This window comes from Boseongicola sp., assembly GCA_014075275.1.
Taxonomy (GTDB): Bacteria; Pseudomonadota; Alphaproteobacteria; order Rhodobacterales; family Rhodobacteraceae.
Genome location: CP046179.1, coordinates 368,390 through 392,888, shown reverse-complemented (window position 1 = coordinate 392,888; position 24,499 = coordinate 368,390). Strand labels below are relative to the sequence as shown.

The window sequence follows — 24,499 nt, the reverse complement described above, 5'->3', positions numbered from 1 at the left end:
GCCAGGCTCCGCTAAACCAGCCGACCATCTTCTAATCGAACCACCCGGTCCATGCGCGCTGCAAGTTCGGGATTATGTGTCGCGATCAATGCGGATAGCCCTGTCTCTCGCACCAGTTCCATCAGCGCCTCAAACACCGTATCCGACGTGGCCGGGTCCAGGTTCCCCGTTGGCTCATCCGCCAGCAAAACCCGCGGTCGGTTGGCCAAGGCCCGGCAAAACGCCACCCGCTGCTGTTCGCCGCCAGACAACGCCGCCGGTCGGTTTTCCGCGCGCCCCTCAACGCCCACCTTCGTCAACAGTTCCAACGCGTGGGATCGCGCAGCACCGTCTGAAACCCCATTCGCCAACTGCGGCAGCATGACATTCTCAATCGCGGAAAACTCCGGCAACAGATGGTGAAACTGATAGATGAACCCAACGTCATCGCGCCGTGCTGCGGTGCGTCGGGCATCGCTCAATCCTGTGTAGTCGACTTCTCCGATAGAAACCGCTCCAGCATCAGCTGAATCCAGTAATCCGGCGATATGCAGCAACGTCGACTTACCCGCACCCGAAGGCGCCACCAGGGCCACGACCTCACCTGATTCCAACGTCAGCGAGGCATCCTCCAAAACCCGTAACGCATTCGCGCGCCCCGCATTATAGGTTTTGCTGATCCCGTCCAGCCGCAATGCCTCACTCATATCGCAGGGCCTCCACCGGATTCATCCGCGCCGCCCGCCGTGCCGGGATCAACGTGATCCCCCAGCTCAACAACAACGACAGCCCAACGGCAGACAACACATCCGCCAATTCCAACTTTGCAGGCAAGCGATAGATGCCGCGCACCGCTCCATCCCAGACGCCGCCCCCCGCTGCGCCATTCACAAAGGCCAGGATCGCGTCGAAATAGACTGCGAAAAGACACCCGATGATCACGCCAAACAAGGTCCCCAGCGTGCCCACCAAAGCGCCCGTCAAAAAGAACACCCGCATGATTGACCCCTCGGTCAGCCCAATGGTCCGCAATATCCCGATATCGCGCCCCTTGTTCTTCACCAGCATCACCAAACCGCTGATAATATTCATACTTGCGATCAGAACCAACACCGACATCAACACGAACATCACCGTGTCTTCGACCTCCAACGCGCGCAAAAAGCCCTCCGCTGAATCCTTCCAGCTCCACAAAAGCGCGCGATCGCCCGCCGCTTCGAACAAGGCCGGGGCCATGGCATCGATCCCCTCGGGGTCCATCACATTCACGTCCAACTCGTCCGCCACACCGTCGCGATTGAAGAATACCTGCGCCTCGGCAAACGGCAAAAACGCCCGGGTCCGGTCGATGTCAAACCGACCCGAATTAAAAATATAGGCCACCGGATATTCTGCCACGCGCGGCGACGTCCCGAACGCTGTCCTCACCCCATTGGGCGAAATCACGCGCAAAACATCTCCCACCGAGATGCCCAGTGACCGTGCTGCCTCGCGCCCAATGGCAATCCCGCCCGGAAAGTCATCCAAAGACCCTCGGGCCGTCTCTGGATCGGCAATCCGCGGAATCTCTGCCAGATCCGACCCCGAGATGCCGAATATCTCCAACCCAGAGTTCTCATCGCGAAACACCGCCATCACCTGCCCCTTCACAAGGGGCGCAACCCGCGTCACACCGTCAACGTCCCGCAATCGCTCAGCCATCGCCTGATAATCCGGGATCACCCGCGTTATCCGGCCAGCTTCATCCTCGTAAGCACTTGAATACACAGTCACATGAGCATTCGCGCCAAGAATGGTCGACACGAATTCATCCCGAAATCCAGACCGAACCGCCAGGGTGATAATCAACGCCGCCACGGCCAATGTGATCCCAACCAGCGAGATCCAGGTCATCACGCTGACGCCACCTTCGGCCCGCTTGGCACGCAAATAGCGCCAGGCGATCAGGAATTCATAGCGTGAGAAAGGGGCTGGCGTGGCCATGACTGCTCCGGTTTTCCCCTCTGTCGCAAGCCAAACGCCCGGGGTCAACTCACGTCACCGCCAATCCCTTCTTCTGATCATAAATACTCTGGGGAGGTCTGGAGGGGCAAAGCCCCTCCAGCGGATCGCTTCCGAAGCCCCCTAAAGCGCTGGCAAATGAATGGCGAACCGCTCCCGGATCGCGGCATCCACATCAGGCGCCAAAACCGCCTTTGAGCGCTCGGCCAACAACGCTTCCTTGCGCGCCGTGGCATTCTTGATCAGATTGGGTTTGTCATTCTCGGCCCACTCTTTCGGGCTCGTGCGATCTCCAAACGCCGGGTAAACGTAATCCGTCTCCATCCGCGCCAGCGTATCGCCAACCCCCAGATAATGACCGGGTCCGCCCAGGCAAACTTCGCGCATGGCGTCCAAAGCCAGGGTCTCTTCGGTAACTTCAATCCCCTTCACACACCGCAACGCCTGCCCGATGATGTCATCGCCTAAAATCAAGCTCTCGTGGCAAAACCCCAACAGCGAGGCATGCATCCCCGCCGCCTCATAGACCATGTTCAATCCCGACAACCCTGTCATCACGTTCGAACACATCTGCTCCCACCCGGCCTGCATATCCGGCATCTTGGAATCCGATGCGCCAGCCGCAGCCCCACCCGGCATCCCATAGAACTGATGCATCTGTGCACAGGCCGCAGACAGCAAAGCCTGCTCCCCCGACCCGATCGACATTGCACCAGTGCGCAAATCGACAACAAAGGGCCAGGTTCCGAAGATCGCCGGATGTCCCGGCTGGATGGCATTCACATAGACCAGCCCGGCCAGACACTCCGCAACGGCCTGCACCACGGCACCGGCCAGTGTGGCAGGCGCAGTCGCCCCCGCCATCCCCGCGCTTAACAGCAACACCGGCATTCCACCCCGGATGCAGGCTTCCATCACTTCACTGCTTTCGGTGGCAAACTTCATCGGCGGCACAACAAAGCAATTACTGTTCGAGACAAACGGTCGTTCCCGCCATGCCGCCTCGCTGCCTGCCATCATATGCAACATTTCCAGCACGCCCGGCACATGGCTCGGTTCAGTGATTGAAGTGCCAATATGCTTCGTCGTCCCCGATACACAGGCATAGATCGTGTTCAGATCCATCTCGTGGTTGTCGACGATATCCCGCGCCACCATCGGACGCTGTAGGAAATGCACGTTGTCCAACTGGTCGGTGATCCGCGCGGCGTCAAACAAATCCTGCACCGTGCTGTCGCGGTATTCTGTGCCTTCAACATTCACCATATGCACTGCTGCACCAGCTGTGCCGTAATGCACATTGGTGCCCGACAACGTCATATCATGGCGCGCATCACGCCCCATCAGCGTGATGTCCCGGGCCGCCAAGGCCAACGTATCCTCGACCAGGCTGCGCGGATATCTCAAGCGGCCGTCATCGCCCAGAATGGCACCAGCGGCCACCATCGCATCGATGCCCGACTGGGGCGCATCCGCCAGCCCGATCTCTTCAAGCGCCACCAATGCGGCCTCGTGGATCCGCGTGATATCGCCATCGCTCAGGGGTTTGAAAGTGCCCCCTGACATCCCCGCGCGCACGGGGCGTAAATCTTCAGCCAATGGCGCTTCGCGCATGGCTTTTCGGGCAGCGCGTCCACCGGATCGGCGGGTTCTTGTCTCTGTCATGTCACTTAATTCCTTGGGAGATGGTCAAACGTTTATGATCATCAATCCCAAAGGCCGCCCCCGCGCCGCACGCCCACGATCCGCACCAATGGTGCGGCTGACCAACACGATTTGCCATTGATCGCCCATTACCGCGACCCTCCCTCAAGGCACGACTTTAGACTGGTCGGAAATCGCGTCTGTGACAATCCCGCCAGAAATCACGTCGCAATCAGACGATTTTCAGTGATTTTGCAGCCACGCCACCACATCGGCGGCATTTCGGTCCGGCGGGAAAATCGGATAAAACACACGCACAATCACACCGTCCTCCGCCACCCAGGCCATCCGCTTCAACAGCGTCGCGCCTCCAGCCTCGAAACGGGGTAATTGCAGCGCATCCGCCAAAACCAACCCGGCATCCGACAACACCGGAAACGGCAGATGCAGCCGCGCCACCGCCTCGCGCTGATAATCACTGCCTTGCACAGATAACCCAAACAGATGTCGCACACCCAGCCCCTTCAACTCGTCAAAATGATCCCGAAACGCGCAGGACTGCGGCGTGCACCCACGCGCACCTGGAATACCGTCCCACCCATCCGGCAAAGCCACATCCGGGCGACCCGTCATCGGATAGACATAAACGACGGAACGCCCTTCCAACGCGGACAAATCCACAGATGCACCATCCGTCGCTTCTAACGCTACCGCTGGCAAAGCCATCCCCAGCAGATGATCCGCCAGGCCATCGTCTTCAGGCGCGGGGATCTGCGACCAATCAACATCCGTAAGGCTCATCGTTCACTCCCGGTTCTGCTTGGTGACAATACTTACATGCAGAATGCGAATTTCCGAGCGGCAAACATGTCACCGTGTATGACCGTCGATTGTTCCGTAGCGCCCCCAACACAGTCCGCGATTTTCGCTTTATCAATCCGACCCGGCCCCATAGCCTCTTTTCAGTAAGCAACCATTGGGCCGATCAGTGGAACGCCAACCCGACCGAAACATCACAGCTGCCATCATCGCAGGCTGCCTTGTCGCCTTCATCGGCTTCGGTTTCGCTGCCACTTTCGGCGTTTTCCTGCGCCCAATGTCCGAAGATCTGGGCTGGGGACGCGAGGTATTCTCGCTGTCGTTGGCCATTCAAGCCCTGACCTGGGGCATCACCCAACCCTTGGCGGGCATGGTCGCCGACCGTTACGGCACCGCCCGTGTCCTGGCGGCAGGCGCGGTCTTGTCGGCTGTCGGCTTCTTTCTGCGCGGCGCTATCCTTGATCCGAGTGTTTTCGTTGCCTCTGGGGTCATCGTCGGTATCGGTACCGGATGCTGCTCGTTCCAGATCGTCATAATCGCCCTCGGCAAAGTGGTCGAGGCGCGCCGCAGAAGTTTCGTTCTTGGTCTCGGAACTGCCGCCGCCTCAACTGGCATGTTCGTCGCTGCCCCTCTTTCCGCCTTCCTCATGAGCCGCATCGGCTGGCAATCCTCAATCCTCGTCATCGCCGCCAGCTTTCTGTTGATCCTTCCCACGATCTATTTCATCGCCCGGGTCGCGAAACCCACGGTCACCGATACCAGCGAAGGCGGCTTCGCCCATGCGATACGCACCGCATTCTCCGACCGGTCCTACGTCCTTTTGTTTTTCGGCTTTTTCGTCTGCGGCTTCCACGTTTCCTTCATCCAAACCCACCTGCCAGCCTATATCGCCGACGAAGGCTTGGCCCCGATCATCGGCGCCTGGTCGCTGGGGCTAGTGGGATTGTTTAACATTGCCGGATCGTTCTTCGCCGGCTGGTCCGGTCAACACTACCCCAAGAAAAGCCTTCTTGCAGGTATCTACCTTGCGCGAGCCTTCATCATAACCGCATTCATCCTGACGCCCCTCAGCGTCACCAGCATCTATGTCTTCTCCGCGCTCATGGGGGTTTTGTGGCTTGCAACCGTGCCCCTAACCACCGGATTGGTGGCGCACACCCAAGGCTTGCGGTTCTTTTCAACTCTCGGAGGTCTGGTCTTTTTCAGCCATCAGGTCGGCGGTTTCCTGGGCGCATGGCTGGGCGGCCGCATCTACGACGCCACCGGGGATTACTCCGCCATGTGGTGGGCCGCCATCGCGCTGGGACTACTGGCCACGCTCTTGCACATACCGATCCGCGAAGAACCCGGCGAACTTGCCCGCGCCGAGCAATCCTCCAACGCCTAATCGACCCTCAAAGCCAAGTATGAAACGACCGCTTCTCCATCGGCTGCACCATAGCTGCAGCCACGGCTTGCGAATGTGGCGCATAGATCGCGGCGACCTTCTCGATAGCCTTCTCCGGCGGCAGCTCTTCGCTTTGCCCAGTGCGCCTGTTGGTCAACTCAACCACCCCGTTCTTCAATCCGCGCGGCCCAACGGTAATCCGCCATGGTAACCCGATCAGATCCATCGTCGCAAATTTCGTCCCGGCCCGCTCGTCGCGGTCATCGTAAAGTGGCTCCATCCCATGGGCGACCAGGGCCTTATACAGAGCCTCTGAATGGCGAGCCGTTTCCGCATCCCCCTGCCGCAAATTCACAATCCCACAATGGAAAGGGGTCACCCCTTCGGGCCAGATAATTCCGTTATCATCATGTGACGCCTCAATAATCGCACCCACCAACCGCGAAACACCGATCCCGTGCGATCCCATATGCACCGCCACCGGTTTTCCGTCCGGCCCCTGCACCCTCGCGCCCAGCGCTTCAGAATACTTGGTGCCAAAATAGAAAATCTGCCCCACTTCGATACCCCGCGCTGTCCGCTGCCGCTCTACCGGCACCCTAGCGAAAGTATCTTCATCATGGGTCTCATCCGTGCGGGCATAGCGCGAGGTAAACTCCTCCAGCACCGCCTGACAGGCTTCATGGCTGTCAAAATCAATCTCGCGCGACCCGAACTTCAGATCGGTGATCTCGCTGTCATAAAACACTTCAGACTCGCCCGTCTCAGCCAACACCAGAAACTCGTGGGTATCATCACCACCGATTGGCCCTGAATCCGCGCGCATAGGGATCGCCTGCAACCCCATCCGTTCATAAGTGCGCAAGTAAGTCACCAGATGGCGGTTATAGGAATGCAGCGCATCCTCCTTCGTCAGATCGAAGTTATAGCCGTCCTTCATGTAAAACTCGCGGCCCCGCATCACGCCAAAGCGGGGGCGGATCTCATCGCGAAACTTCCACTGGATCTGGTACATGGTCAGCGGCAGGTCCTTGTAGGACGACACCGATGACCGGAAGATATCGGTAATCAACTCCTCAGCCGTTGGCGTAAACAACATATCGCGATCATGGCGATCTTTGATGCGCAGCATCTCCTGTCCATAATCGTCATACCGACCCGACTCGCGCCACAAATCCGCCGACTGGATCGTCGGCATCAGCATTGGAATATGCCCCGCTTTGTTCTGCTCTTCACGCACGATGCGCTCAACGTTCTCCAGAACCTTCAGCCCAAGCGGCAACCAGGAATATATCCCGGCGCTGGCCTGACGAATCATACCAGCACGCAACATATACCGATGGCTGACAATCTGCGCCTCGGCGGGCGTCTCTTTCAGAACGGGCAGGAAATAGCGGGACAGACGCATATCGGCGAAACCTCAAGGCAAATAAGACCCCAATCCTCTAGGCCATCCCCCCGCCCCTCGCAAGCCACCCCGAACCATCATTATTGGCCCATAAATATCCCGGGAGGGTCTGGGAGGGCAGCGCCCTCCCAGCGGATCGATGCACGAAGTGCGGCGAAACCACCCCTTGCAAGTGGGTCTCTGCCTTGCCACACCTGAACTACATGAAATCAGGAACCACCCCATGGCTTTGACCGTCCGCGAACAAGTGAAAACCTGGGCCGTTGCCACGGCGGCCTTCCTCGTCGTGCTGTGGTTTCTTGGCGACGTGATTCTGCCCTTCGTCCTGGGCGCAGCCATCGCCTATTTCCTCGATCCCGTTGCCGACAGGCTCGAAGCCATGGGATGCTCCCGCGCCATTGCAACAGGTATCATCACCCTCGGCGCAATCCTGATCTTCGTCATTGCGGCTCTTCTGGTGATCCCGACACTGATCAGCCAGACCGCCTCGCTGATCTCGACCGTGCCCGAAATGGCAGGCCGCCTCCAAGCTTTCCAGACCGAACAATTCCCGGAACTCGGCGACGCTAACTCGACTATCCGCAAATCTTTGGCCTCCATCGGCGAAACCGTCCAGTCGCGCGGCGGCGAACTTTTGAACGCCGCCCTCGGGTCCTTCTCCAGTATCGTTAACGCGGTGGTTCTCTTCGTCATCGTCCCGGTAGTCGCCTTCTACCTGCTTCTCGACTGGGACCGTATGGTCGCCAAAGTCGATGCGCTTTTGCCACGCGATCACGCCCCGACAATTCGCAAACTGGCCCATGACATCGACCGCACCATGGCAGGATTCATCCGCGGTCAAGGCACTGTCTGCCTGGTCCTCGGCGCGTATTATGCCATCGCGCTGATGCTGGTCGGCCTCAACTTCGGCCTTGTGGTCGGCGTTGTCGCCGGCGCGCTGACCTTTATCCCCTATGTCGGAGCCCTCGTCGGCGGCGTCCTCGCCATCGGCCTCGCGCTTTTTCAGTTCTGGGGCGACTGGCTCTGGATCTTTCTCGTCTGGGCCATCTTCCAATCCGGCCAGTTCGTCGAAGGCAATATCCTGACACCAAAGCTCGTCGGCGGCTCAATTGGCCTGCACCCGGTGTGGCTGATCTTCTCGCTGTCCGCCTTCGGGGCCGTTTTCGGCTTTGTCGGCCTCCTGGTCGCTGTCCCCGTCGCCGCCGCCATTGGCGTGGTCACCCGCTTCGCCATCGACCAATACAAAGCCTCACGCCTCTACAAAGGCCTGGCCGAGCGCGACCCCGACTGACATGCCCCAGCAACTAACCTTCGAACTGCCCGTGCGTCCCGCACTTGGGCGCGGTGACTTCTTCGTCTCCACCGCCAATGCGCTGGCCGTCGCGCGCCTCGACACAACGCAGACCTGGCCCAATGGAAAGCTGACCCTCATCGGCCCGGCTGGCGCTGGCAAAACCCACCTCGCCCACGTCTGGGCCGAAGCCGAAAACGCCAAACTCATCAGTCCTGCCGACCTCACGACCGTCAACGTCGCCGAGATCACCACGCCAATCGCCCTCGACGACGCCGATCAAATCCCATCAAGCGCGGAAGAACCCCTTTTCCACCTCCACAACCACCACGCCGCGCAACGGCTGCCCTTCCTCTTAACCGCCTCTGAAGCACCCGCACGCTGGCCCATCACTCTGCCCGATCTCAAAAGCCGCATGTCCGCCACCGATGTCACGAAAATCGATCTACCCGACGACGCGCTTTTGAACGCCGTCATCGTCAAACTCTTTGCCGACCGGCAACTTGCGGTATCCCCCAACCTGATCCCATGGCTCATCACCCGGACCGAACGCAGCTTTGCTGCCATTCGCACCTTGGTTGCCGAACTCGATGCCGCGGCGCTCGCGGAAAAACGCGCCATCACCCGCCCGCTGGCCCAAGCCACACTGGACAAAATGCACAGAAACGCGCGATAAACGTCATCTTGACGTCAAGATTAACCAGTACTCGGCGGTGAAATGACTGTTTCAACCAATTTCCTCAAAGCCCCCTTTCCGGAGGCCCAAGACCTCAAGGGTGTCACCCTCGAAGGCCCTGACCGCTTTTTTAATCGCGAATTGTCGTGGCTTGCGTTCAACTGGCGCGTGCTGGAAGAAGCCGAAAATCCCCGCGTCCCCTTGTTAGAGCGCCTGCGTTTCCTATCGATCTCGGCCACCAACCTTGACGAGTTCTACACAGTCCGCGTCGCGGGCTTGCGCGAACTGGCCCATGCGGGGAATACCACCCCCGCCGCCGATGGTCTGACCCCGGCCGAACAGCTTGTCCTGATCAACGAAAACGCCCGCAACCTTTTGAATCGCCAACAAGACGCCTGGAGCAGCCTGAACGCCGAGCTGCGCGAAAACGGCATTGACCTGTTGACCGGCGATGACCTTTCGAAAGAAGACAAAGAACACTGCGCCCATGCCTTTCTGACCCAAGTCTTCCCAATCCTGTCGCCGCTGGCCATCGACCCTGCGCACCCGTTCCCGTTCATCCCGAACACCGGCTATTCGCTGGCCCTGCAACTGCAACGCAAATCCGACAAACGTCCACTGCAAGCGTTGCTGCCGATCCCGCACCAGATCGACCGTTTTATCGCCCTGCCTGCCCCCGACGGCGCCCACCGCTTCCTGCCGCTGGAAGAACTGCTGCTGCAACACCTCGACAAGCTCTTTCCCGGTTACAAAATGACCGCCAACTGCTCGTTCCGGGTGTTGCGGGACAGCGATCTGGAAGTCGAAGACGAAGCCGAAGATCTGGTCCGCGAGTTTGAGGTCGCCCTGAAACGTCGCCGCCGCGGCGAAGCCGTGCGCCTCACCCTGTCCGCAGGCGCGCCCAAGGGTCTGCGCAATGTGATCATGAAAGAACTTGGCGTAGACGAAGAAGAAGTCATCGAACTTGGCGGCATGATCGGCCTCGCCGACCTCAAGGAACTCGTCCTCGACGCCCGCCCCGACCTTCTCTGGCCTTCATTCCAACCCCGCGTGCCCGAACGCGTGCAGGACCACGACGGCGACATGTTCGCCGCGATCCGCCAAAAGGACATGTTGCTGCACCACCCCTACGAGACCTTCGACATGGTGGTGCGGTTCCTGAAACAGGCCGCCGTTGATCCCAATGTTGTGGCCATCAAGCAGACACTCTACCGCACCTCGCACAACAGCCCGATCGTCTCGGCGCTCAGCGAAGCCGCCGAAGAAGGCAAATCCGTCACCGCACTGGTGGAACTCAAAGCCCGCTTTGATGAGGCTGCCAACATCCGACAATCCCGGATGTTGGAACGCGCAGGCGCCCATGTCGTGTATGGGTTCCTGAACTACAAAACCCACTGCAAAATTTCGACCGTGGTGCGCCGCGAAGGTGGCGAGTTGGTCACCTACACCCACTTCGGCACCGGCAATTATCATCCCATCACTGCTAAGATTTACACCGATCTCAGCCTCTTCACCTGCGACGCAGCACTTGGGCGCGACGCCACCAAGGTCTTTAATTACCTCTCGGGCTACGCCCAGCCTGAAGGCATGGAAAACCTGTCGATCTCCCCCATCAGCCTGAAAAACACGCTTCTGGAACGCATTGCCGAAGAAGCCGAATACGCGCTGGAAGGCAAACCAGCCGAAATCTGGGCCAAGATGAACTCGATCATCGAACCCGACGTGATCGACGCGCTTTATATCGCCAGTCAGGCGGGCGTGAAGATCAACCTCGTGGTGCGCGGCATCTGCGGCATCCGCCCCGGCATCAAAGGCCTCAGCGAAAACATCCGGGTCAAATCCATTGTCGGTCGCTTCCTGGAACACAGCCGCATCGTCTGTTTCGGCGCGGGCCACGGCCTGCCGCACAAAAAAGCGCGTGTTTACATCTCGTCCGCTGACTGGATGGGCCGAAACCTGAACCGCCGCGTCGAAACTCTGGTCGAAGCAACCAATCCGACGGTCAAAGCCCAGATCGTCAGCCAGATCATGGCCGCCAACCTGGCCGACGTCGCCCAAAGCTGGATTCTTGCCCCTGACGGCACATTCCATCGCCCAGATCCATCGGCAGACGAACACCCGTTCAACTGCCACCGCTTCTTCATGGAAAACCCCTCGCTTTCGGGGCGTGGCTCAGCTGGGGCCAGCGACGTTCCAAAACTGGCCCATAGCGAAGACTAATCGACCCTCACCGTCTGGTAACTCGCCTGGCCAAGCTATTGACTAGTCACACATATTATTGGCCCAAAAATATCCTCGCCGAAGGCATGCGTGCGGAACGCGCGCACCCCGGATTTCGTGTGGAAATCCGTCGCTCAAATCACGCATCGTTGCCTTGATGCATGTGCGCCGGTTGAAATAGCTCCCACAATCAATTCCCCGGCACTCACCCCTTGCGCCGCCGCCACCCCTCGAATACATACCAGCCGTTCAACCAACCACGGACCGGCCAGATGGAAACCATCGTCCTTGTCATTCACCTGATCCTCGCGCTTTGCCTTATCGGCTGCGTGCTTCTTCAGCGTTCCGAAGGCGGCGGACTTGGGCTTGGCGGTGGTGGCGGTGGCGGCCTTGTGAATGCTCGCAGTGCGGCGACGGCTTTGGGCAAAGTAACCTGGCTTCTGGCAATTGCCTTCATCGGCACGTCGATCACTCTGACCGTGATTGCAGCGCAGAATTCTGCCAGCGGCTCTGTCCTTGACAGGTTGGGCATAGAAACACCCAGCGGCGTAACGGCTCCGGGTGAGGTGCCATCTGGCGACGCTCTATTGCCGTCGCTTCCAGGTGACACTGGTGCAGGCGGTCTGGAGCTGCCACGCGCCGAGTAATTCGCGCCGCCCGAAACAAGGCACGCGCAACTGAAAGACCCCTAATACGGCGGGCCCGCCCCGCCGTTGCACTGCCTCCCTCACACACAACACCTTGGTTGCAGCGTATCTTTTTCACAATATGTTGCGTCCACCTGTTGGCAAGCACCCCCGAATCCCCTAAGACTTAAATCCCGTGATGGTGCAGATTCGGGCCCACCGAACCGCAGCGACAGGCAGACATTCACGGGGGAGTTTCCGTTTCATGGCAAGGTATGTGTTTATCACCGGCGGTGTGGTGTCATCGCTTGGAAAAGGCCTTGCGTCTGCCGCCCTCGGGGCCCTGTTGCAAGCCCGCGGCTACACCGTCCGCCTCAGAAAACTTGACCCCTACCTGAACGTCGACCCCGGCACGATGAGCCCGTTTGAACACGGCGAGGTTTTCGTCACCGATGATGGCGCTGAAACCGACCTCGACCTTGGCCATTACGAACGTTTCACCGGCGTGCATGCGCGCGGCACCGACAGCGTGTCGTCCGGGCGCATCTATTCCACCGTGCTCGAAAAGGAACGGCGCGGCGATTACCTGGGCAAAACCATTCAGGTCATCCCCCACGTCACCAACGAGATCAAAGATTTCATCCACATCGGCGACGACGAAGTCGATTTCATGCTGTGTGAAATCGGCGGCACAGTCGGCGACATCGAAGGCCTGCCATTCTTCGAAGCCATCCGCCAGTTCGCTCAGGACAAACCGCGCGGCCAGTGCATCTTCATGCACCTGACGCTTTTGCCGTGGATGGCCGCCAGCGGTGAACTCAAAACCAAACCCACGCAGCACAGCGTCAAAGAACTCCGCTCCATTGGCCTGCAACCAGACGTCCTGGTCTGCCGCTCCGACGTCGAAATCCCCGAAAAGGAACGCGAGAAAATCGCACTTTTCTGCAACGTCCGCAAAGAAGACGTCATCGCCGCCCCCGATCTCAAATCCATCTACGAAGCCCCGCTGGCCTACCACGCTCAGGGCCTCGACCAGGCCGTCCTCGATGCGTTCAGCATTGCCCCCGCCCCGAAACCGAACCTTGCCCGCTGGCACGACGTCCAGGACCGCATCCATAACGCAGAAGGCGAGATCAAAGTCGCCATCGTCGGCAAATACACCCAGCTTGAAGACGCTTATAAATCCATCGCCGAGGCCCTGACCCACGGCGGCATGGCCAACCGCACCCGCGTCAAAGCCGAATGGATCGACAGCGAAATATTCGAACGCGAAGACCCGGCCCCCTACCTCGAAGGCTTCCACGCAATTTTGGTCCCCGGAGGTTTCGGCGAACGCGGCACCGAGGGCATGCTGAAGGCAGCCGAATTCGCCCGCACCCGCAAAATCCCCTATCTGGGCATTTGTTTGGGCATGCAGCTCGCCGTGATCGAGGCGATGCGAAACATGGTCGGGATCGAAGAGGCTGGCAGCGAAGAATTTGACCACGAGGCCGGTAAAAAACGTTTCGAACCCGTGGTTTACCACCTGAAAGAATGGATCCAGGGCAACCACGTCGCCCGTCGCAAAGTCGACGACGACAAAGGCGGCACCATGCGTCTGGGCTCCTACACCGCCAACCTGACCGAAGGCTCAAAAGTGGCGGAAGTCTACGGCGACACCGTCATCGAAGAACGCCACCGCCACCGGTATGAAGTCGACACAAAATACCGCAAACAATTGGAAGCCCAGGGCCTATGCTTCTCCGGCATGTCCCCCGACGGCCGCCTGCCCGAGATCGTCGAATGGAAAGACCACCCTTGGTTTATCGGCGTCCAGTTCCACCCTGAGCTGAAAAGCAAACCCTTTGCGCCGCATCCACTGTTCAGGGATTTCGTGAAAGCGGCGATTGAGGTGTCGCGGTTAGTCTAACTCGGCAAGACCTTACTGCATATATTTGTGAGCGCCGCCTTTGAGGCCATACTATCGGATGCTGCAAAATAGTCTAAATCTCCGCTTGTCTCTGCTTCGGGCTCTGCACTTTGCTCTCACCCAACGCTTAAAAGCAATCTCACCAGAGCAGCCTGGGAATTAACCCCGGTTTTCTCATACATGCGAGTCAAATGGGTGCGCGCCGTGTTTGAACTAATGTCGAGCTTGAGTGAAAGCCTTCTAAGGCTGTCTCCCATAGCGATGTGCCTGGCAATGCGGATTTGACCATCTGACAGGCCAAAAACCACCTGAGCATACCGGAGACGACGCTCCAAAAAGTCGTCTGCATCGATCCTGATGTTCGTTACGCCGTCTTTGATCGAGAAGTGCACGACTGCCACGCCACCATCGTCGGATTGACCTAGAATGACAGGATAAACGGGCGATCTTCCCATCTGAATTTCATATTTATGAGTTTCAAAAAAGCCGTGGTGCCGAGCGGCGTCAGAGATAGCCCGTTGTAAGTTTTTGTCCCAACTCAATCGTCGCGCACGAAGTTTGCCAGCCGATACGGTAAGATGTGGGTGCGTCTTCAGGGCCGCCAAGCTCACTTCGTTGGATGCAACAATTCTTCCCTCTCCGTCCAAACTCACTGATAATCCAATGGCCGCGCCTCCCTGCCTAATTGCGAAAGACGAATAAGCAATTTTCCAGCATCCGTTGAGCTTCTCTAGAATGCGCGTTTCATAAGTATGGGCTCTGCCACCGTCCCGAAACCGGGCCCAACCGTCATATACCGCCCAAGCCATATCGCCACTTTCGCTGACGCAAAGGTTTTCCTGGCCAAATTCATCAATCTCTGACCAACGGTCATCGTCGAAGAATTTTTTCATATTCGTTGAAATTGCTGTCCAGCCGCGCAACGCACTCAGTCCCGCCGTGGATGAAATATAAACGTCTTGAGTTCGTTCTTCATGCACCCAGCAGTCTTGCCACGCAGAGTAGTCTCTGCGCTGGAACGCGAGCGTCTCTCTAAAAATAACGTCAGCTATTTCCTTATGACTTAGTGCCAAAGTTTCCGAGGTCGCTCCAGTTTTCTGCTCTTTGGGCTTCACTTTGGGTCTCTTTTTCGAAGTCAAACTGATGCCGCTCCCTATGGACTACATTTACATTCCAGCGGCGGCGGCTGGGACGATGAACAATCTGAGTCCTTGGCCCCCTGGTACATCTCCAAATCCCGGGGTCGTAAGAAACCCTTCTGGCACCTCTAAAATCCGGATACTGTCAAAGCATTGCTCATCGGCGTGAGTTTCGCATTTATCATTACTTGTTCGCAATATCTCCCAACTGATCTGTGCAGTCGTCAACTCACCTTGAGAATTGCGAACGGTTACACTTCTGGATTGGTGTTCCCGGTCAGGTGTTTCTTCTCCACTGGGTGTGTTTTGGTAAGTCAGAATCCAACCGCTGTATCCCGGTTCCTCCCGAAATAGTTTCATAGGGACCAGAATAGTTTCGGGAAGGCGGACGCTTTGCTTTGCATAAATTGATGGCCAACCCTCTGCGCCGCAACTACTCGTCCATACAACTACAGAAAGAACGCACCAGAATATGCGTGCCGCAAGCTGTGATATCCGCAAGCGCCGATAGATTGGGTTCATTGAAATTGCGCGATTTGTCATCATCTGGCTCCGCATTGTCCTAAACTTTGGACAAGCGTGCACAGTTCCGCGCACCTGGCTGTCGTACAAACGGACCACAGTCAGAAAAATTTTTGCAACCATAAACAAATACAGTCGGACGTTGCCGCATCGCAATTCGTTGTGCAGATGGCGCCCAAGTCTCGCAGCGATACCTGAATGACCAATACCTCCCACAGCCAAAGCGAAAACGCCGATCTGTCTCAATGGCCGTGACAGGTTACAGTCAGAGTCAATTGAATTTCTGGTTCAGTTGGACAAAATTCATTCTGAACATCGGCGGACAGCATCACGCCAAAAGGATTTACTCAAAAATCCAATTTCATTTGCCAAAAGCTCAGACACGACACGAGTTTTCCATTGAGCGTCCTCAAACAGGAATGGCCCCGACGTATCTGGCCCCGTGGCATTGCTGTGCACTTAGCAGCATATATCGTGCTGCAGGACCCCATCAGAATATTATCGGCCCAAAAATATCCCCGCCGGAGGCCAGCGGGCGTCAGCTCGCTCTCCGGATTTCGCGTCGAAATCCGGTTACCTGAAAGTTAAAGAAACCCTGCATCAGCGCACGCTGGCACCGACGTAATACCGACGTGATACAGACACCACTTTTCGTTGCCCCCAAAGACTCCTATATCGGATGTATGTTTGGTGACCTTTTACGCCGTATGACGGCCCCCGACCCCGACCCGCTTAGCGAAGACGACGCCCGCCTGGCGTTGGCAGCGCTTTTGGTTCGCATTGCCCGAACTGATGGCGACTACGCGCGCGTAGAAATCGACCAAATCGATAACGCTCTGAAAACACGCTATAATCTCGGACCCTTCGAGGTTTCGCAACTGCGCAGTCAAGCCGAAGCCCTGGAATCTGAAGCCCCCGACACTGTGCGGTTTACCCGCGCCATCAAGGATGCCGTCGACTACGATGATCGCGCAATGGTCGTTGAAAGCCTGTGGAAAATCGTTCTGGCTGATGGCGCACGTGACCACGAGGAAGACGCTCTCATGCGACTGGTCGCACCCATGCTCGGCATCAATGATCGCGACTCGGCATTTGCCCGTCAACGCGCTGAAAAGAAAGGATGATCGCCAGCCTGCCAATGTATGACCGCCCCGAAACCGCGGCGGCAAACGACCGGCTTTGGGCGTTGATCCATCACAATATCGGCATCGCTTCACCGCCAATGCTTACACGCAAAAATAACATATGGGATCAATGGCTTGCAAATGATCTGGTGATATCCCAGACCTGCGGCATGCCCTTCCGAACCAGACTTCACGGGCGGGTAAATCTTGTCGCCAGCCCAACTCACGACCTGTCTTGCGCCGAAGGACACTATTACAGCCTTGTAATTGCACGAAAGTCTGACGACCGGGCGGCCCTTCAGGACTGCCAAAGCGCACGCTTTGCTGTCAACGATCCATTGTCCCAATCCGGCTGGGCAGCCCCGCAATCACTCGCGGCTTCCTATGGTTTTTCTTTCGACAGCACCATAATCACCGGCAGTCATCTTGCCTCTGCGCAGGCCGTCGCCTCCGGCAAGGCCGACGTCGCCGCGCTGGACGCAGTCACCTGGTCACACATCTGCCGTTGGGACGATTTTGCAAGCGATCTCAAAGAGATCGCACAAACACCAGCCACACCCGCGCTACCCTATATCACCAGCCTTGGACGCGACCCGGCTCCAATTGCCGCTGCATTGGAATACGCCATCGCTGAACTCAGCGCACAGGACAAGGCCGCGCTTTGTCTTAAAGGAATATCAATGATCCCGGTCGAAGATTACCTCGCTGTCCCCACCCCGGCACCACCAGTAAACGTCGGTGCAACCTGAAAATTTACGTCCAGCAACGCGCTCCAGCACAGTTGCATTCAAGCCGGTTTCGGGCCTTACTTTGGCCTTGGGGATAGCAGCATCGTAAAAAAGTGACCGAAACCAGTTCAGTTATTGAGATAAGAGACCTTCACAAGAGCTATGACGCTCTGGAAGTCTTAAAGGGCGTCAGCCTATCTGCGCCGCGTGGTCACGTCATTTCTTTGATCGGATCATCGGGTTCGGGCAAGTCAACGCTACTGCGTTGTGCAAACCTTTTGGAAAACAGCCAGCAAGGCGAAATTCTGTTCGAAGATGAACCCGTAGTCTGGAGCGGTGTAGGGCACAACCGTCGCCCTTCGGACCGCGACCAAGTCAAGCGCATTCGCACAAATCTTTCCATGGTTTTTCAACAGTTTAACCTTTGGGCCCACCTCAGTGTTCTGCAGAACGTTATGGAGGCACCGATAACTGTTCTGAAACGGGATCCGGCCGAAGTTGAGACTAAGGCACGCGCCTATCTCGACAAGGTGGGAATTGGTGACAAATGTGATGTTTGGCCCGCCCAATTGTCCGGCGGCCAACAGCAGCGCGCCGCCATCGCACGGGCTTTATGCATGGAACCACGCGCATTGTTGTTTGACGAACCGACTTCTGCACTAGATCCTGAGCTTGAGCAGGAAGTGATCCGCGTGATCAAAGCGCTCGCAGAAGAAGGTAGGACAATGATTGTCGTCACACACGACATGAGCTTGGCCCGAGATGTCAGTGATCACGTTGTATTTCTGCATCAGGGCCTCATCGAAGAAGAAGGGACGCCCGATGCTGTTTTCGGCGCCCCGAAATCACCGCGTTTGCAGCAGTTCATTTCTGCTGTCAGCGCTGGAAACGTAACTCACGGATAAGACTAGGGAGAACCAAATGAAAAACCTGATCATCACGGCAACCGCTCTAGCGATCACCGCTGGAACGGCATTTGCCGGCAGCCACTCGGTGGTCCGCATGGGCACAGAGGGGGCCTACCCTCCATATAACTTCATAAATGATGCCGGTCAGATTGACGGTTTCGAACGCGATGTTGGGGATGAACTTTGCGCGCGCGCCGAACTGACCTGCGAATGGGTTATCAACGACTGGGACTCGATTATCCCGAACCTCACATCCGGTAACTACGACACTATCATCGCGGGCATGTCGATCACGGACGAGCGCGATGAGGTCATCGACTTCACCCAGGACTACTACCCACCGACCGCGTCCCGTTACATGGCAAAATCAGATGACGTTGACCTTATGGGCGGTGTCATTGCGGCGCAGATCAACACCATCCAGTCAGGCTACGTGGCCGAAACCGGCGCAACCCTGCTGGAATTCGCAACACCGGACGAAACCATCGCCGCTGTGCGCAGCGGAGAAGCTGACGCCGTGTTTGCCGATGCCGACTTCCTTTTGCCGATGGCAGATGAATCCGGTGGCGAACTTAAGATCGTCGGCGATCCGGTTCCGCTGGGCGGTGGTGTTGGCATGGGTATCCGTGAAACCGACGGTGAACTTCGGGCCAAGTTTGATGCCGCCATCACCTCGATGAAAGAAGACGGCACACTAAACGCCCTTCTCATCAAGTGGTTCGGCGAAGAAACCGCGACCTACTAAGACTTAGAAAGGGCGGCGATAATTTCGCCGCCTTTCCGCAATCATGTTTGAATTCTGTACCAACCCCGACACGCTGAACACAGCCCCATGGTTTGCCTGTTATCTGACAACCGGCATTCACATGAACCTCTATATCAGTGTCGTTGTCGTGTTGGTGCTTCTGGCCGTAACCGCGCCTGTCAGTCTTGCGTTCGGCTTCGCCGGAGCGGTGGCCTCGCGGTCGCGCTTTCTGCCGCTTTCACTATTGGGCAAAACCTACACGTCGATGGTGCGCGGTATTCCCGACATCCTGTTCTTTCTGTTCTTCGTGATTGCCCTCGATCAGGCGATGGAGTGGTCGAAACACCATATCGTTTGCCCGGACTGGACCGATCCAATACGTCAGGGCGCGAACTTCCTTGTCTGCCCCGAGGCAAAAATCCCGGCGTCAACATCCCCGCAATGGGTGCACGAAGTCTATGGCTTTGCCCTTGCGGTGGTCACTTTTGCCATTGTTTTCGGGGCCTTCGTTGCAAATGTGCTCTACGGCGCAATGATGACTGTGCCCAGCGCTCAGTTGGAAACCGCCGAAGCATATGGCATGTCGCACCGCCAGGTCTTCTGGCGCGTTTTGGTGCCGCAAATGTGGATCTACGCTTTGCCGGGACTATCGAACATCTGGATGATCCTTATCAAAGCTACGCCGCTTTTGTTCCTTCTGGGCGTCGAAGACGTGGTCTATTGGGCGCGCGAACTTGGCGCGACAAAAGCATCCCGTTTCTTTGATTTCCCGCACGGCGATTGGCGGCTCTGGTACTTCCTTGCGCTGCTCGTGCTCTATCTAATCGGCACAAAGCTATCGGAAATGGCACTGGCCCGTCTGACACTTCGCCTTTCGCGCGGTCAGCCAATCGCAGGGAACCGCCGATGACCTGCATCGAAACCATTCAAGCCTATGCGCTCCGATCCATTGGTATCGGTGAACGGCTTTTGCCACGGGAAGATTTCACGATTTGCCAGCAAGTGACCCTTATTGGGTCGGGTGTCTTGTGGAACCTCTACTTCGGTCTTCTGGCCCTGATCATCGGCTTTTTCATCGCCAATGCGATGGCCGTTGCCAAAGCCAACCCCAATCCGCTCATTCGCAAGCCAGCGGAATGGTTCATTTTCGTCTTTCGCGGCTCACCGCTGTTTATTCAGTTCTTCCTTGCTTACTTCATCTTCCTGAACTTCAAGCAGGCAGGCTTTCTGCCATGGTTTACGGCAGCACAGGCCGGTGCCCTGATTGTTCTCATCCTCAACACCTCGGCATATTCTGGCGAGATCTTCTATGGCGCACTTCGCGCGATCCCACGTGGTGATCTGGATGCCGCCGATGCCTACGGTCTGTCCGGCTGGTCGCGATTTCGCCGCATCACCTGGCCAACAACAATGCGCATCGCCTGGCCGGCCTATACAAACGAAGCGATATTTCTCTTTCACGCCACGACCCTGGTTTTCTTCACCGGTTTCCCAGCCGTAAAACAAAAAGGCGACGCGCTTTATTACGCAAACTACTTTGCTGACAAGACGTTCAATCCTTTTGTGGCCTACCCAATCGCAGGCGGCTACTTCGTTATTCTGACACTGGTCATCATTTGGTGCTTTTCACGGGTCAACCGTCGGCTAAACAGGCACCGGCCCGATAACACGAGTAAGAAAATCCGCTACCGCCCGCAATTGATCCGTTGAGAAATCCATGAATGACTGGCTGAAAACCCATCCCGAAGTGCGCACTGTCACAACTGCGGTTGCTGACCTGAACGGTCAGGCGCGCGGCAAACGAATGCCTTCAGGCTTTGCCGATAAAGCAACAAAGGGCAGCGTGCGAATGCCGCTCTCGGTGCTGAACGTCGACATCTGGGGCGACGACATCGAAGACAGTCCGCTGGTGTTTGAAACCGGCGACCGCGATGGCGTTCTCAAACCAACGGATCGCGGTTTTGTGCCAATGCCCTGGCTGGCGAACCCGGCGGCATTGTTGCCCATGTGGATGTTCACCGACTCCGGCGAGCCATTCAACGGCGATCCGCGCCACGCTCTCGCTAAAGTACTCCAGCGATACACTGATCGAGGCTGGCAGGTTGTCGCGGCCACAGAGTTGGAATTTTATCTGATTGATGACAGCGGCGACGTTCTGCAACCCCCGACCTCGCCACGCTCGGGCAAGCGCAGGCTGGGCGGTGAAATCCTGTCGTTGAGGGCATTGGACGCCTTCGACGATTTCTTTACCGAGCTCTATGACGCCTGTGAAGCCATGGGCATCCCCGCCGAAACAGCCATCAGCGAAAGTGGTTTAGGCCAATACGAGATCAACCTGGTACACGGACCCGCCCTCAAAGCGGCTGACGACGCTTGGCTATTCAAGATCCTTACCCGTGGATTGGCGCGCAAGCACGGCTTCGCCGCCAGTTTTATGGCAAAGCCCTACGGTGATTGGTCCGGCAATGGCATGCACATCCATTTCTCGGTCGTCGACGATGATGGAGTGAATATTTTCGACAATGGCGGCGAGCGCGGCACCGACGAGTTGCTGTACGCTGTTGGTGGCTGCCTGAAGGCCATGCGCGATCAGACACTGATTTTTGCGCCCCACGGCAATAGTTATGAACGTCTGGTCCCCGGTGCCCATGCGCCCACAGGCATCGGCTGGGCCTATGAAAACCGCACGTCCGCCATTCGCATTCCGGCGGGCGCTCCACAGGCCCGCCGCATCGAACACCGCGTCGCCGGTGGAGATATCAATCCCTATCTGATGCTGGCGGCTGTTTTGGGTGCTGCGATAATGGGGATCGAAGACAAAGTTGTGCCGCCACAACCGATCAAGGGCAACGCCTATAGCCGACAGCTGGAAACCTTGCCGTCCGAATGGGGCGAAGCGATCGATCTCTTTGAGAAGAGCGAGGTCATGTCACGGATCTTGCCGAAGTCTCTGATCAAGAATTACGTCATGACAAAACGGCAAGAACTGGACGCCTATAGCGATCTGGACGATGCCGAGCGGATCGACCTCTACCTCGACACTGTTTGAGGCGCCAGAAAATCCCATTTTCCGGGCTGACTTCCGTGGCGGAAATCACCGCCCCAAACCAAGGTCAGCGTCAGTGGCCGAAACCCCGTATTTGTCTGGTGGCGGCATAGGCCGTTCAGGCCAATCCGGATCAAACACAAAACTCGACACCTCACGACCGCCAACCGCCGATCCGTCCCCTGCCCCTTTGGCGTAATCGTAATAAAGCTTCACAATCTGCTCATAGCTGACTTGCCCAGCGCAGGCTTCGTCCAAACATGCCGCCCGCCACTTCTGCACACGGTCAAATTCTGTGCCTTCGGGCAGCTCAAACCCCTCATAATATTCTAGAAACCAAAACCGCTGGAACAAGGGCGTAAAAACAATCTCAGCCCAGCCAAACCGGTCAAAAAAGAATACCTTTCCCGGCGCGTAGTCTCGCAAAATACTGTTCATCGCCCGATAGACAGACAGTATCTGCCCGCTCCAGTACTCCCGCTTCTCTGGATCCTGATTCAGGATCATCGAATACCCAGCTTTCGTGAAAGCCCTCTCCTGGGCCACCAGCAAGCTCTCTAGGGCGTGTTCATAGGCATCCACTCTCGCGACCACCGTTTCCGGAAAAAGATGCTCAAGAAACCGAAGGATCACCAAACTTTCCTTGATTGGGGTCCGCTCATCGACCTCCATCACTGGCAAAGCTGTCGTGCCACGTGTTAATTCCGTCAAATATCCGGGGCGCGGTTTCGTTATGTCGATAACGTTGAAATCGACCGCTCCACGAATGCCTTTCAAGGCCAACAATATCTCAACCCGCTGACTGAACGGGCAAACCGGAATATGATGCAGACGAAGTTTCATACCCCGAGCCTAGAACCAAATCGCGCTACCACAACGCTTTTCCTGTTTTCGCCATCACTTTGTCGAAAAAATACAAGCATCGCCCTCGCAACGGCGTTCAGTGGTCGTATTCAAGCCAACCAATCGGTCCCATGCGCCTTCTGATTTCATTCGCCGCCCTGTTTTTGTCAGTCGTCTTTTTGCAACTCGGCTCCGGTGCCATCGCACCCTTGGATGCAATCTCGGGAATCGAGATTGGTTTCTCCACCGCTCAGATCGGTATCCTCGGATCGGCGCACTTTTTTGGGTTCTTCATAGGCTGCTGGTGGGCACCGCGCCTCATGGGCAGTGTTGGACACAGCCGTGCTTTTGCCGCGTTCACCGCCCTAGGCACAATCGGCATCCTCAGTCACATGCTTGTCATTGACCCGACCGCCTGGGCCGCCATGAGGGTCATGTCCGGACTTTGTATCGCCGGGTGTTACACAGTCGTCGAGAGCTGGCTCCAGGCTAAAGTTTCGAACGAGACGCGCGGCCGCGCCATGGGAACTTATAGGGTCGTCGATATTGGCGGTTCGCTGATTGCTCAAATGATGATCTCGGTTCTGTCACCGGCCAGCTACGTGTCTTACAATATCCTGGCCCTGGTCTGTTGCGCAGCGCTTATTCCGTTGGTCCTGACACGCTCAGCCGAACCGGTCATTCCCGAAGCGCCAAGATTGCGTCCTTTTATGGCCTGGCAACGCTCGCCGCTCGCAGCCGCAGGAGTCATCTCGGCTGGCGTCACCACCGCCAGTTTCCGTATGGTCGGCCCAATATACGGCGTCGAAGTTGGGCTTTCCGTTGACCAGATTGCCCTGTTCTTGGCCGCCTTCGTTCTTGGCGGTGCCCTGGCCCAATATCCTGCAGGCTGGCTGGCCGACCGTTATGACCGTCGCTGGATTCTTATCTGGTTGTCAGCCGCCGCCATGGTGTCTTGCGCGGTAACAGTCGGGCTTTCGACGAGCGGCGCTTCAGGCGTCATGTTTGCCTCGGGTGTATTCGGATTTGCGACATTTCCTATCTATTCTGTTGCGGTTGCACATGCACACGACTTCGGCACAGACGACGAAAGGGGCGAACTGTCCGCAGCACTCCTGTTTCTCTACGCACTGGGGGCCATTGCTTCGCCCTATGTAGTCTCGGAACTCATCGATTCGCTTGGACCCGAAGCAATGTTTGTCTTTGTTTCCGGCATTCACGCCATCCTGATCGTGTTCGGCATCTTAAGAATGAGAATTCGCAAGACCGCCACCAAAACCAACTATGTTTACGCTCCGAGGACATCTTTCCTCATCGGGCGTCTCTTAGGAAGCTCACGCAACAAGCCCTGATAGCTTCGTCGGTTGACGCACAAGGTAACCTGTCGATAAACTTCACGGGTAACCTGGTTGGGGGGCCAGTCAACTGTGACGATTCAAAGACTTACTCTTCTGCCAACCGCAGAAGCTGCCGGGGAATTTCGC

At 57.2% G+C, this 24,499-nt stretch carries 21 protein-coding genes; 14 read left to right on the top strand and 7 right to left on the bottom strand.

Going from position 1 to position 24,499, the window contains the following annotated elements; translation table 11 throughout:
- Window positions 1-11: 11 nt before the first annotated feature.
- From GKR98_02040 to GKR98_02025, 4 genes are all read right to left on the bottom strand, one after another.
- Window positions 12-686, bottom strand: a complete 675-nt coding sequence (locus tag GKR98_02040; protein ID QMU57087.1) for an ATP-binding cassette domain-containing protein — start codon at window positions 684-686, stop codon at window positions 12-14.
- The gene (locus GKR98_02035; protein QMU57086.1) at window positions 679-1,962 is read right to left on the bottom strand and encodes an FtsX-like permease family protein; all 1,284 of its coding nucleotides are present in this window, start codon (window positions 1,960-1,962) and stop codon (window positions 679-681) included. Before GKR98_02035 ends, GKR98_02040 begins: the two co-directional genes overlap by 8 nt.
- 141 nt (window positions 1,963-2,103) lie before the next feature.
- On the bottom strand, window positions 2,104-3,645 hold the full coding sequence (locus GKR98_02030; GenBank protein QMU57085.1) for a methyltransferase: 1,542 nt from the start codon (window positions 3,643-3,645) through the stop codon (window positions 2,104-2,106).
- Window positions 3,646-3,867: 222 nt separating this feature from the next.
- A complete protein-coding gene (locus tag GKR98_02025) occupies window positions 3,868-4,425 on the bottom strand; it encodes a redoxin family protein (protein ID QMU57084.1) in 558 nt (185 codons plus the stop codon).
- Between the two features lie 187 nt (window positions 4,426-4,612).
- Here GKR98_02025 and GKR98_02020 point away from each other — a divergent pair, with 187 nt between their 5' ends.
- Window positions 4,613-5,830, top strand: a complete 1,218-nt coding sequence (locus GKR98_02020) for an MFS transporter (protein ID QMU57083.1) — start codon at window positions 4,613-4,615, stop codon at window positions 5,828-5,830.
- A gap of 7 nt (window positions 5,831-5,837) precedes the next feature.
- Here the strand turns inward: GKR98_02020 and GKR98_02015 are convergent, their stop codons facing one another.
- On the bottom strand, window positions 5,838-7,238 hold the full coding sequence (locus GKR98_02015) for a proline--tRNA ligase (protein ID QMU57082.1): 1,401 nt from the start codon (window positions 7,236-7,238) through the stop codon (window positions 5,838-5,840).
- A 223-nt stretch (window positions 7,239-7,461) separates the two neighbouring features.
- Between GKR98_02015 and GKR98_02010 the strand changes: the two genes are divergently transcribed.
- From GKR98_02010 to GKR98_01990, 5 genes are all read left to right on the top strand, one after another.
- Window positions 7,462-8,529 (top strand): AI-2E family transporter, encoded by a 1,068-nt coding sequence (locus GKR98_02010; GenBank protein QMU57081.1) that lies wholly within the window; start codon window positions 7,462-7,464, stop codon window positions 8,527-8,529.
- Between the two features lies 1 nt (window position 8,530).
- Window positions 8,531-9,205, top strand: a complete 675-nt coding sequence (locus tag GKR98_02005; protein ID QMU57080.1) for a chromosomal replication initiator DnaA — start codon at window positions 8,531-8,533, stop codon at window positions 9,203-9,205.
- Window positions 9,206-9,247: 42 nt separating this feature from the next.
- On the top strand, window positions 9,248-11,425 hold the full coding sequence (locus GKR98_02000) for an RNA degradosome polyphosphate kinase (protein ID QMU57079.1): 2,178 nt from the start codon (window positions 9,248-9,250) through the stop codon (window positions 11,423-11,425).
- 272 nt (window positions 11,426-11,697) lie between these two features.
- Entirely contained in the window at window positions 11,698-12,072 is a 375-nt protein-coding gene (gene secG, locus GKR98_01995) for a preprotein translocase subunit SecG (protein QMU57078.1), read from the top strand.
- Between the two features lie 244 nt (window positions 12,073-12,316).
- On the top strand, window positions 12,317-13,960 hold the full coding sequence (locus GKR98_01990; GenBank protein QMU57077.1) for a CTP synthase: 1,644 nt from the start codon (window positions 12,317-12,319) through the stop codon (window positions 13,958-13,960).
- Between the two features lie 116 nt (window positions 13,961-14,076).
- Here the strand turns inward: GKR98_01990 and GKR98_01985 are convergent, their stop codons facing one another.
- On the bottom strand, window positions 14,077-14,853 hold the full coding sequence (locus GKR98_01985) for a LuxR family transcriptional regulator (GenBank protein QMU57076.1): 777 nt from the start codon (window positions 14,851-14,853) through the stop codon (window positions 14,077-14,079).
- Window positions 14,854-16,304: 1,451 nt separating this feature from the next.
- Between GKR98_01985 and GKR98_01980 the strand changes: the two genes are divergently transcribed.
- The 7 genes from GKR98_01980 to GKR98_01950 all read left to right on the top strand — a co-directional run bounded on the left by GKR98_01980 (window position 16,305) and on the right by GKR98_01950 (window position 22,175).
- Complete coding sequence (locus tag GKR98_01980) at window positions 16,305-16,745, top strand: TerB family tellurite resistance protein (GenBank protein QMU59938.1); 441 nt, start codon at window positions 16,305-16,307, stop codon at window positions 16,743-16,745.
- Window positions 16,742-17,494, top strand: coding sequence for a PhnD/SsuA/transferrin family substrate-binding protein (locus tag GKR98_01975; protein QMU57075.1), 753 nt, complete (start codon window positions 16,742-16,744; stop codon window positions 17,492-17,494). Before GKR98_01980 ends, GKR98_01975 begins: the two co-directional genes overlap by 4 nt.
- 92 nt (window positions 17,495-17,586) lie before the next feature.
- Window positions 17,587-18,378 carry an ATP-binding cassette domain-containing protein gene (locus GKR98_01970; GenBank protein QMU57074.1) on the top strand — a complete coding sequence of 264 codons (792 nt, stop codon included), beginning with the start codon at window positions 17,587-17,589 and terminating at the stop codon, window positions 18,376-18,378.
- A 16-nt stretch (window positions 18,379-18,394) separates the two neighbouring features.
- A complete protein-coding gene (locus GKR98_01965; GenBank protein QMU57073.1) occupies window positions 18,395-19,126 on the top strand; it encodes a transporter substrate-binding domain-containing protein in 732 nt (243 codons plus the stop codon).
- Window positions 19,127-19,169: 43 nt separating this feature from the next.
- Entirely contained in the window at window positions 19,170-20,036 is an 867-nt protein-coding gene (locus GKR98_01960; GenBank protein QMU57072.1) for an ABC transporter permease subunit, read from the top strand.
- Complete coding sequence (locus GKR98_01955) at window positions 20,033-20,836, top strand: ABC transporter permease subunit (GenBank protein ID QMU57071.1); 804 nt, start codon at window positions 20,033-20,035, stop codon at window positions 20,834-20,836. Before GKR98_01960 ends, GKR98_01955 begins: the two co-directional genes overlap by 4 nt.
- A 7-nt stretch (window positions 20,837-20,843) precedes the next feature.
- Window positions 20,844-22,175 carry a glutamine synthetase gene (locus GKR98_01950; GenBank protein ID QMU57070.1) on the top strand — a complete coding sequence of 444 codons (1,332 nt, stop codon included), beginning with the start codon at window positions 20,844-20,846 and terminating at the stop codon, window positions 22,173-22,175.
- 45 nt (window positions 22,176-22,220) lie between these two features.
- On the opposite strand, the gene GKR98_01945 is transcribed toward GKR98_01950, so the two are convergent.
- Window positions 22,221-23,015, bottom strand: a complete 795-nt coding sequence (locus tag GKR98_01945; protein ID QMU57069.1) for a glutathione S-transferase family protein — start codon at window positions 23,013-23,015, stop codon at window positions 22,221-22,223.
- A 131-nt stretch (window positions 23,016-23,146) separates the two neighbouring features.
- On the opposite strand from GKR98_01945, the gene GKR98_01940 reads away from it, so the two are divergent.
- Entirely contained in the window at window positions 23,147-24,367 is a 1,221-nt protein-coding gene (locus GKR98_01940) for an MFS transporter (protein ID QMU57068.1), read from the top strand.
- Window positions 24,368-24,499: the final 132 nt, after the last annotated feature.

Excerpts from the sequence above, each read along its gene's own strand:
- GKR98_02005 (QMU57080.1), top strand. The coding sequence starts at position 8,531 with ATGCCCCAGCAACTAACCTTCGAACTGCCCGTGCGTCCCGCACTTGGG.
- GKR98_02035 (QMU57086.1), bottom strand. The coding sequence starts at position 1,962 with ATGGCCACGCCAGCCCCTTTCTCACGCTATGAATTCCTGATCGCCTGG.
- GKR98_02015 (QMU57082.1), bottom strand. The coding sequence starts at position 7,238 with ATGCGTCTGTCCCGCTATTTCCTGCCCGTTCTGAAAGAGACGCCCGCC.
- GKR98_02025 (QMU57084.1), bottom strand. The coding sequence starts at position 4,425 with ATGAGCCTTACGGATGTTGATTGGTCGCAGATCCCCGCGCCTGAAGAC.
- secG (QMU57078.1), top strand. The coding sequence starts at position 11,698 with ATGGAAACCATCGTCCTTGTCATTCACCTGATCCTCGCGCTTTGCCTT.
- GKR98_01975 (QMU57075.1), top strand. The coding sequence starts at position 16,742 with ATGATCGCCAGCCTGCCAATGTATGACCGCCCCGAAACCGCGGCGGCA.
- GKR98_01955 (QMU57071.1), top strand. The coding sequence starts at position 20,033 with ATGACCTGCATCGAAACCATTCAAGCCTATGCGCTCCGATCCATTGGT.
- GKR98_01945 (QMU57069.1), bottom strand. The coding sequence starts at position 23,015 with ATGAAACTTCGTCTGCATCATATTCCGGTTTGCCCGTTCAGTCAGCGG.
- GKR98_02010 (QMU57081.1), top strand. The coding sequence starts at position 7,462 with ATGGCTTTGACCGTCCGCGAACAAGTGAAAACCTGGGCCGTTGCCACG.
- GKR98_02040 (QMU57087.1), bottom strand. The coding sequence starts at position 686 with ATGAGTGAGGCATTGCGGCTGGACGGGATCAGCAAAACCTATAATGCG.
- GKR98_01960 (QMU57072.1), top strand. The coding sequence starts at position 19,170 with ATGTTTGAATTCTGTACCAACCCCGACACGCTGAACACAGCCCCATGG.
- GKR98_01985 (QMU57076.1), bottom strand. The coding sequence starts at position 14,853 with ATGAAAAAATTCTTCGACGATGACCGTTGGTCAGAGATTGATGAATTT.
- GKR98_01980 (QMU59938.1), top strand. The coding sequence starts at position 16,305 with ATGTTTGGTGACCTTTTACGCCGTATGACGGCCCCCGACCCCGACCCG.
- GKR98_02000 (QMU57079.1), top strand. The coding sequence starts at position 9,248 with ATGACTGTTTCAACCAATTTCCTCAAAGCCCCCTTTCCGGAGGCCCAA.
- GKR98_01990 (QMU57077.1), top strand. The coding sequence starts at position 12,317 with ATGGCAAGGTATGTGTTTATCACCGGCGGTGTGGTGTCATCGCTTGGA.
- GKR98_02030 (QMU57085.1), bottom strand. The coding sequence starts at position 3,645 with ATGACAGAGACAAGAACCCGCCGATCCGGTGGACGCGCTGCCCGAAAA.
- GKR98_01940 (QMU57068.1), top strand. The coding sequence starts at position 23,147 with ATGCGCCTTCTGATTTCATTCGCCGCCCTGTTTTTGTCAGTCGTCTTT.
- GKR98_01950 (QMU57070.1), top strand. The coding sequence starts at position 20,844 with ATGAATGACTGGCTGAAAACCCATCCCGAAGTGCGCACTGTCACAACT.
- GKR98_01965 (QMU57073.1), top strand. The coding sequence starts at position 18,395 with ATGAAAAACCTGATCATCACGGCAACCGCTCTAGCGATCACCGCTGGA.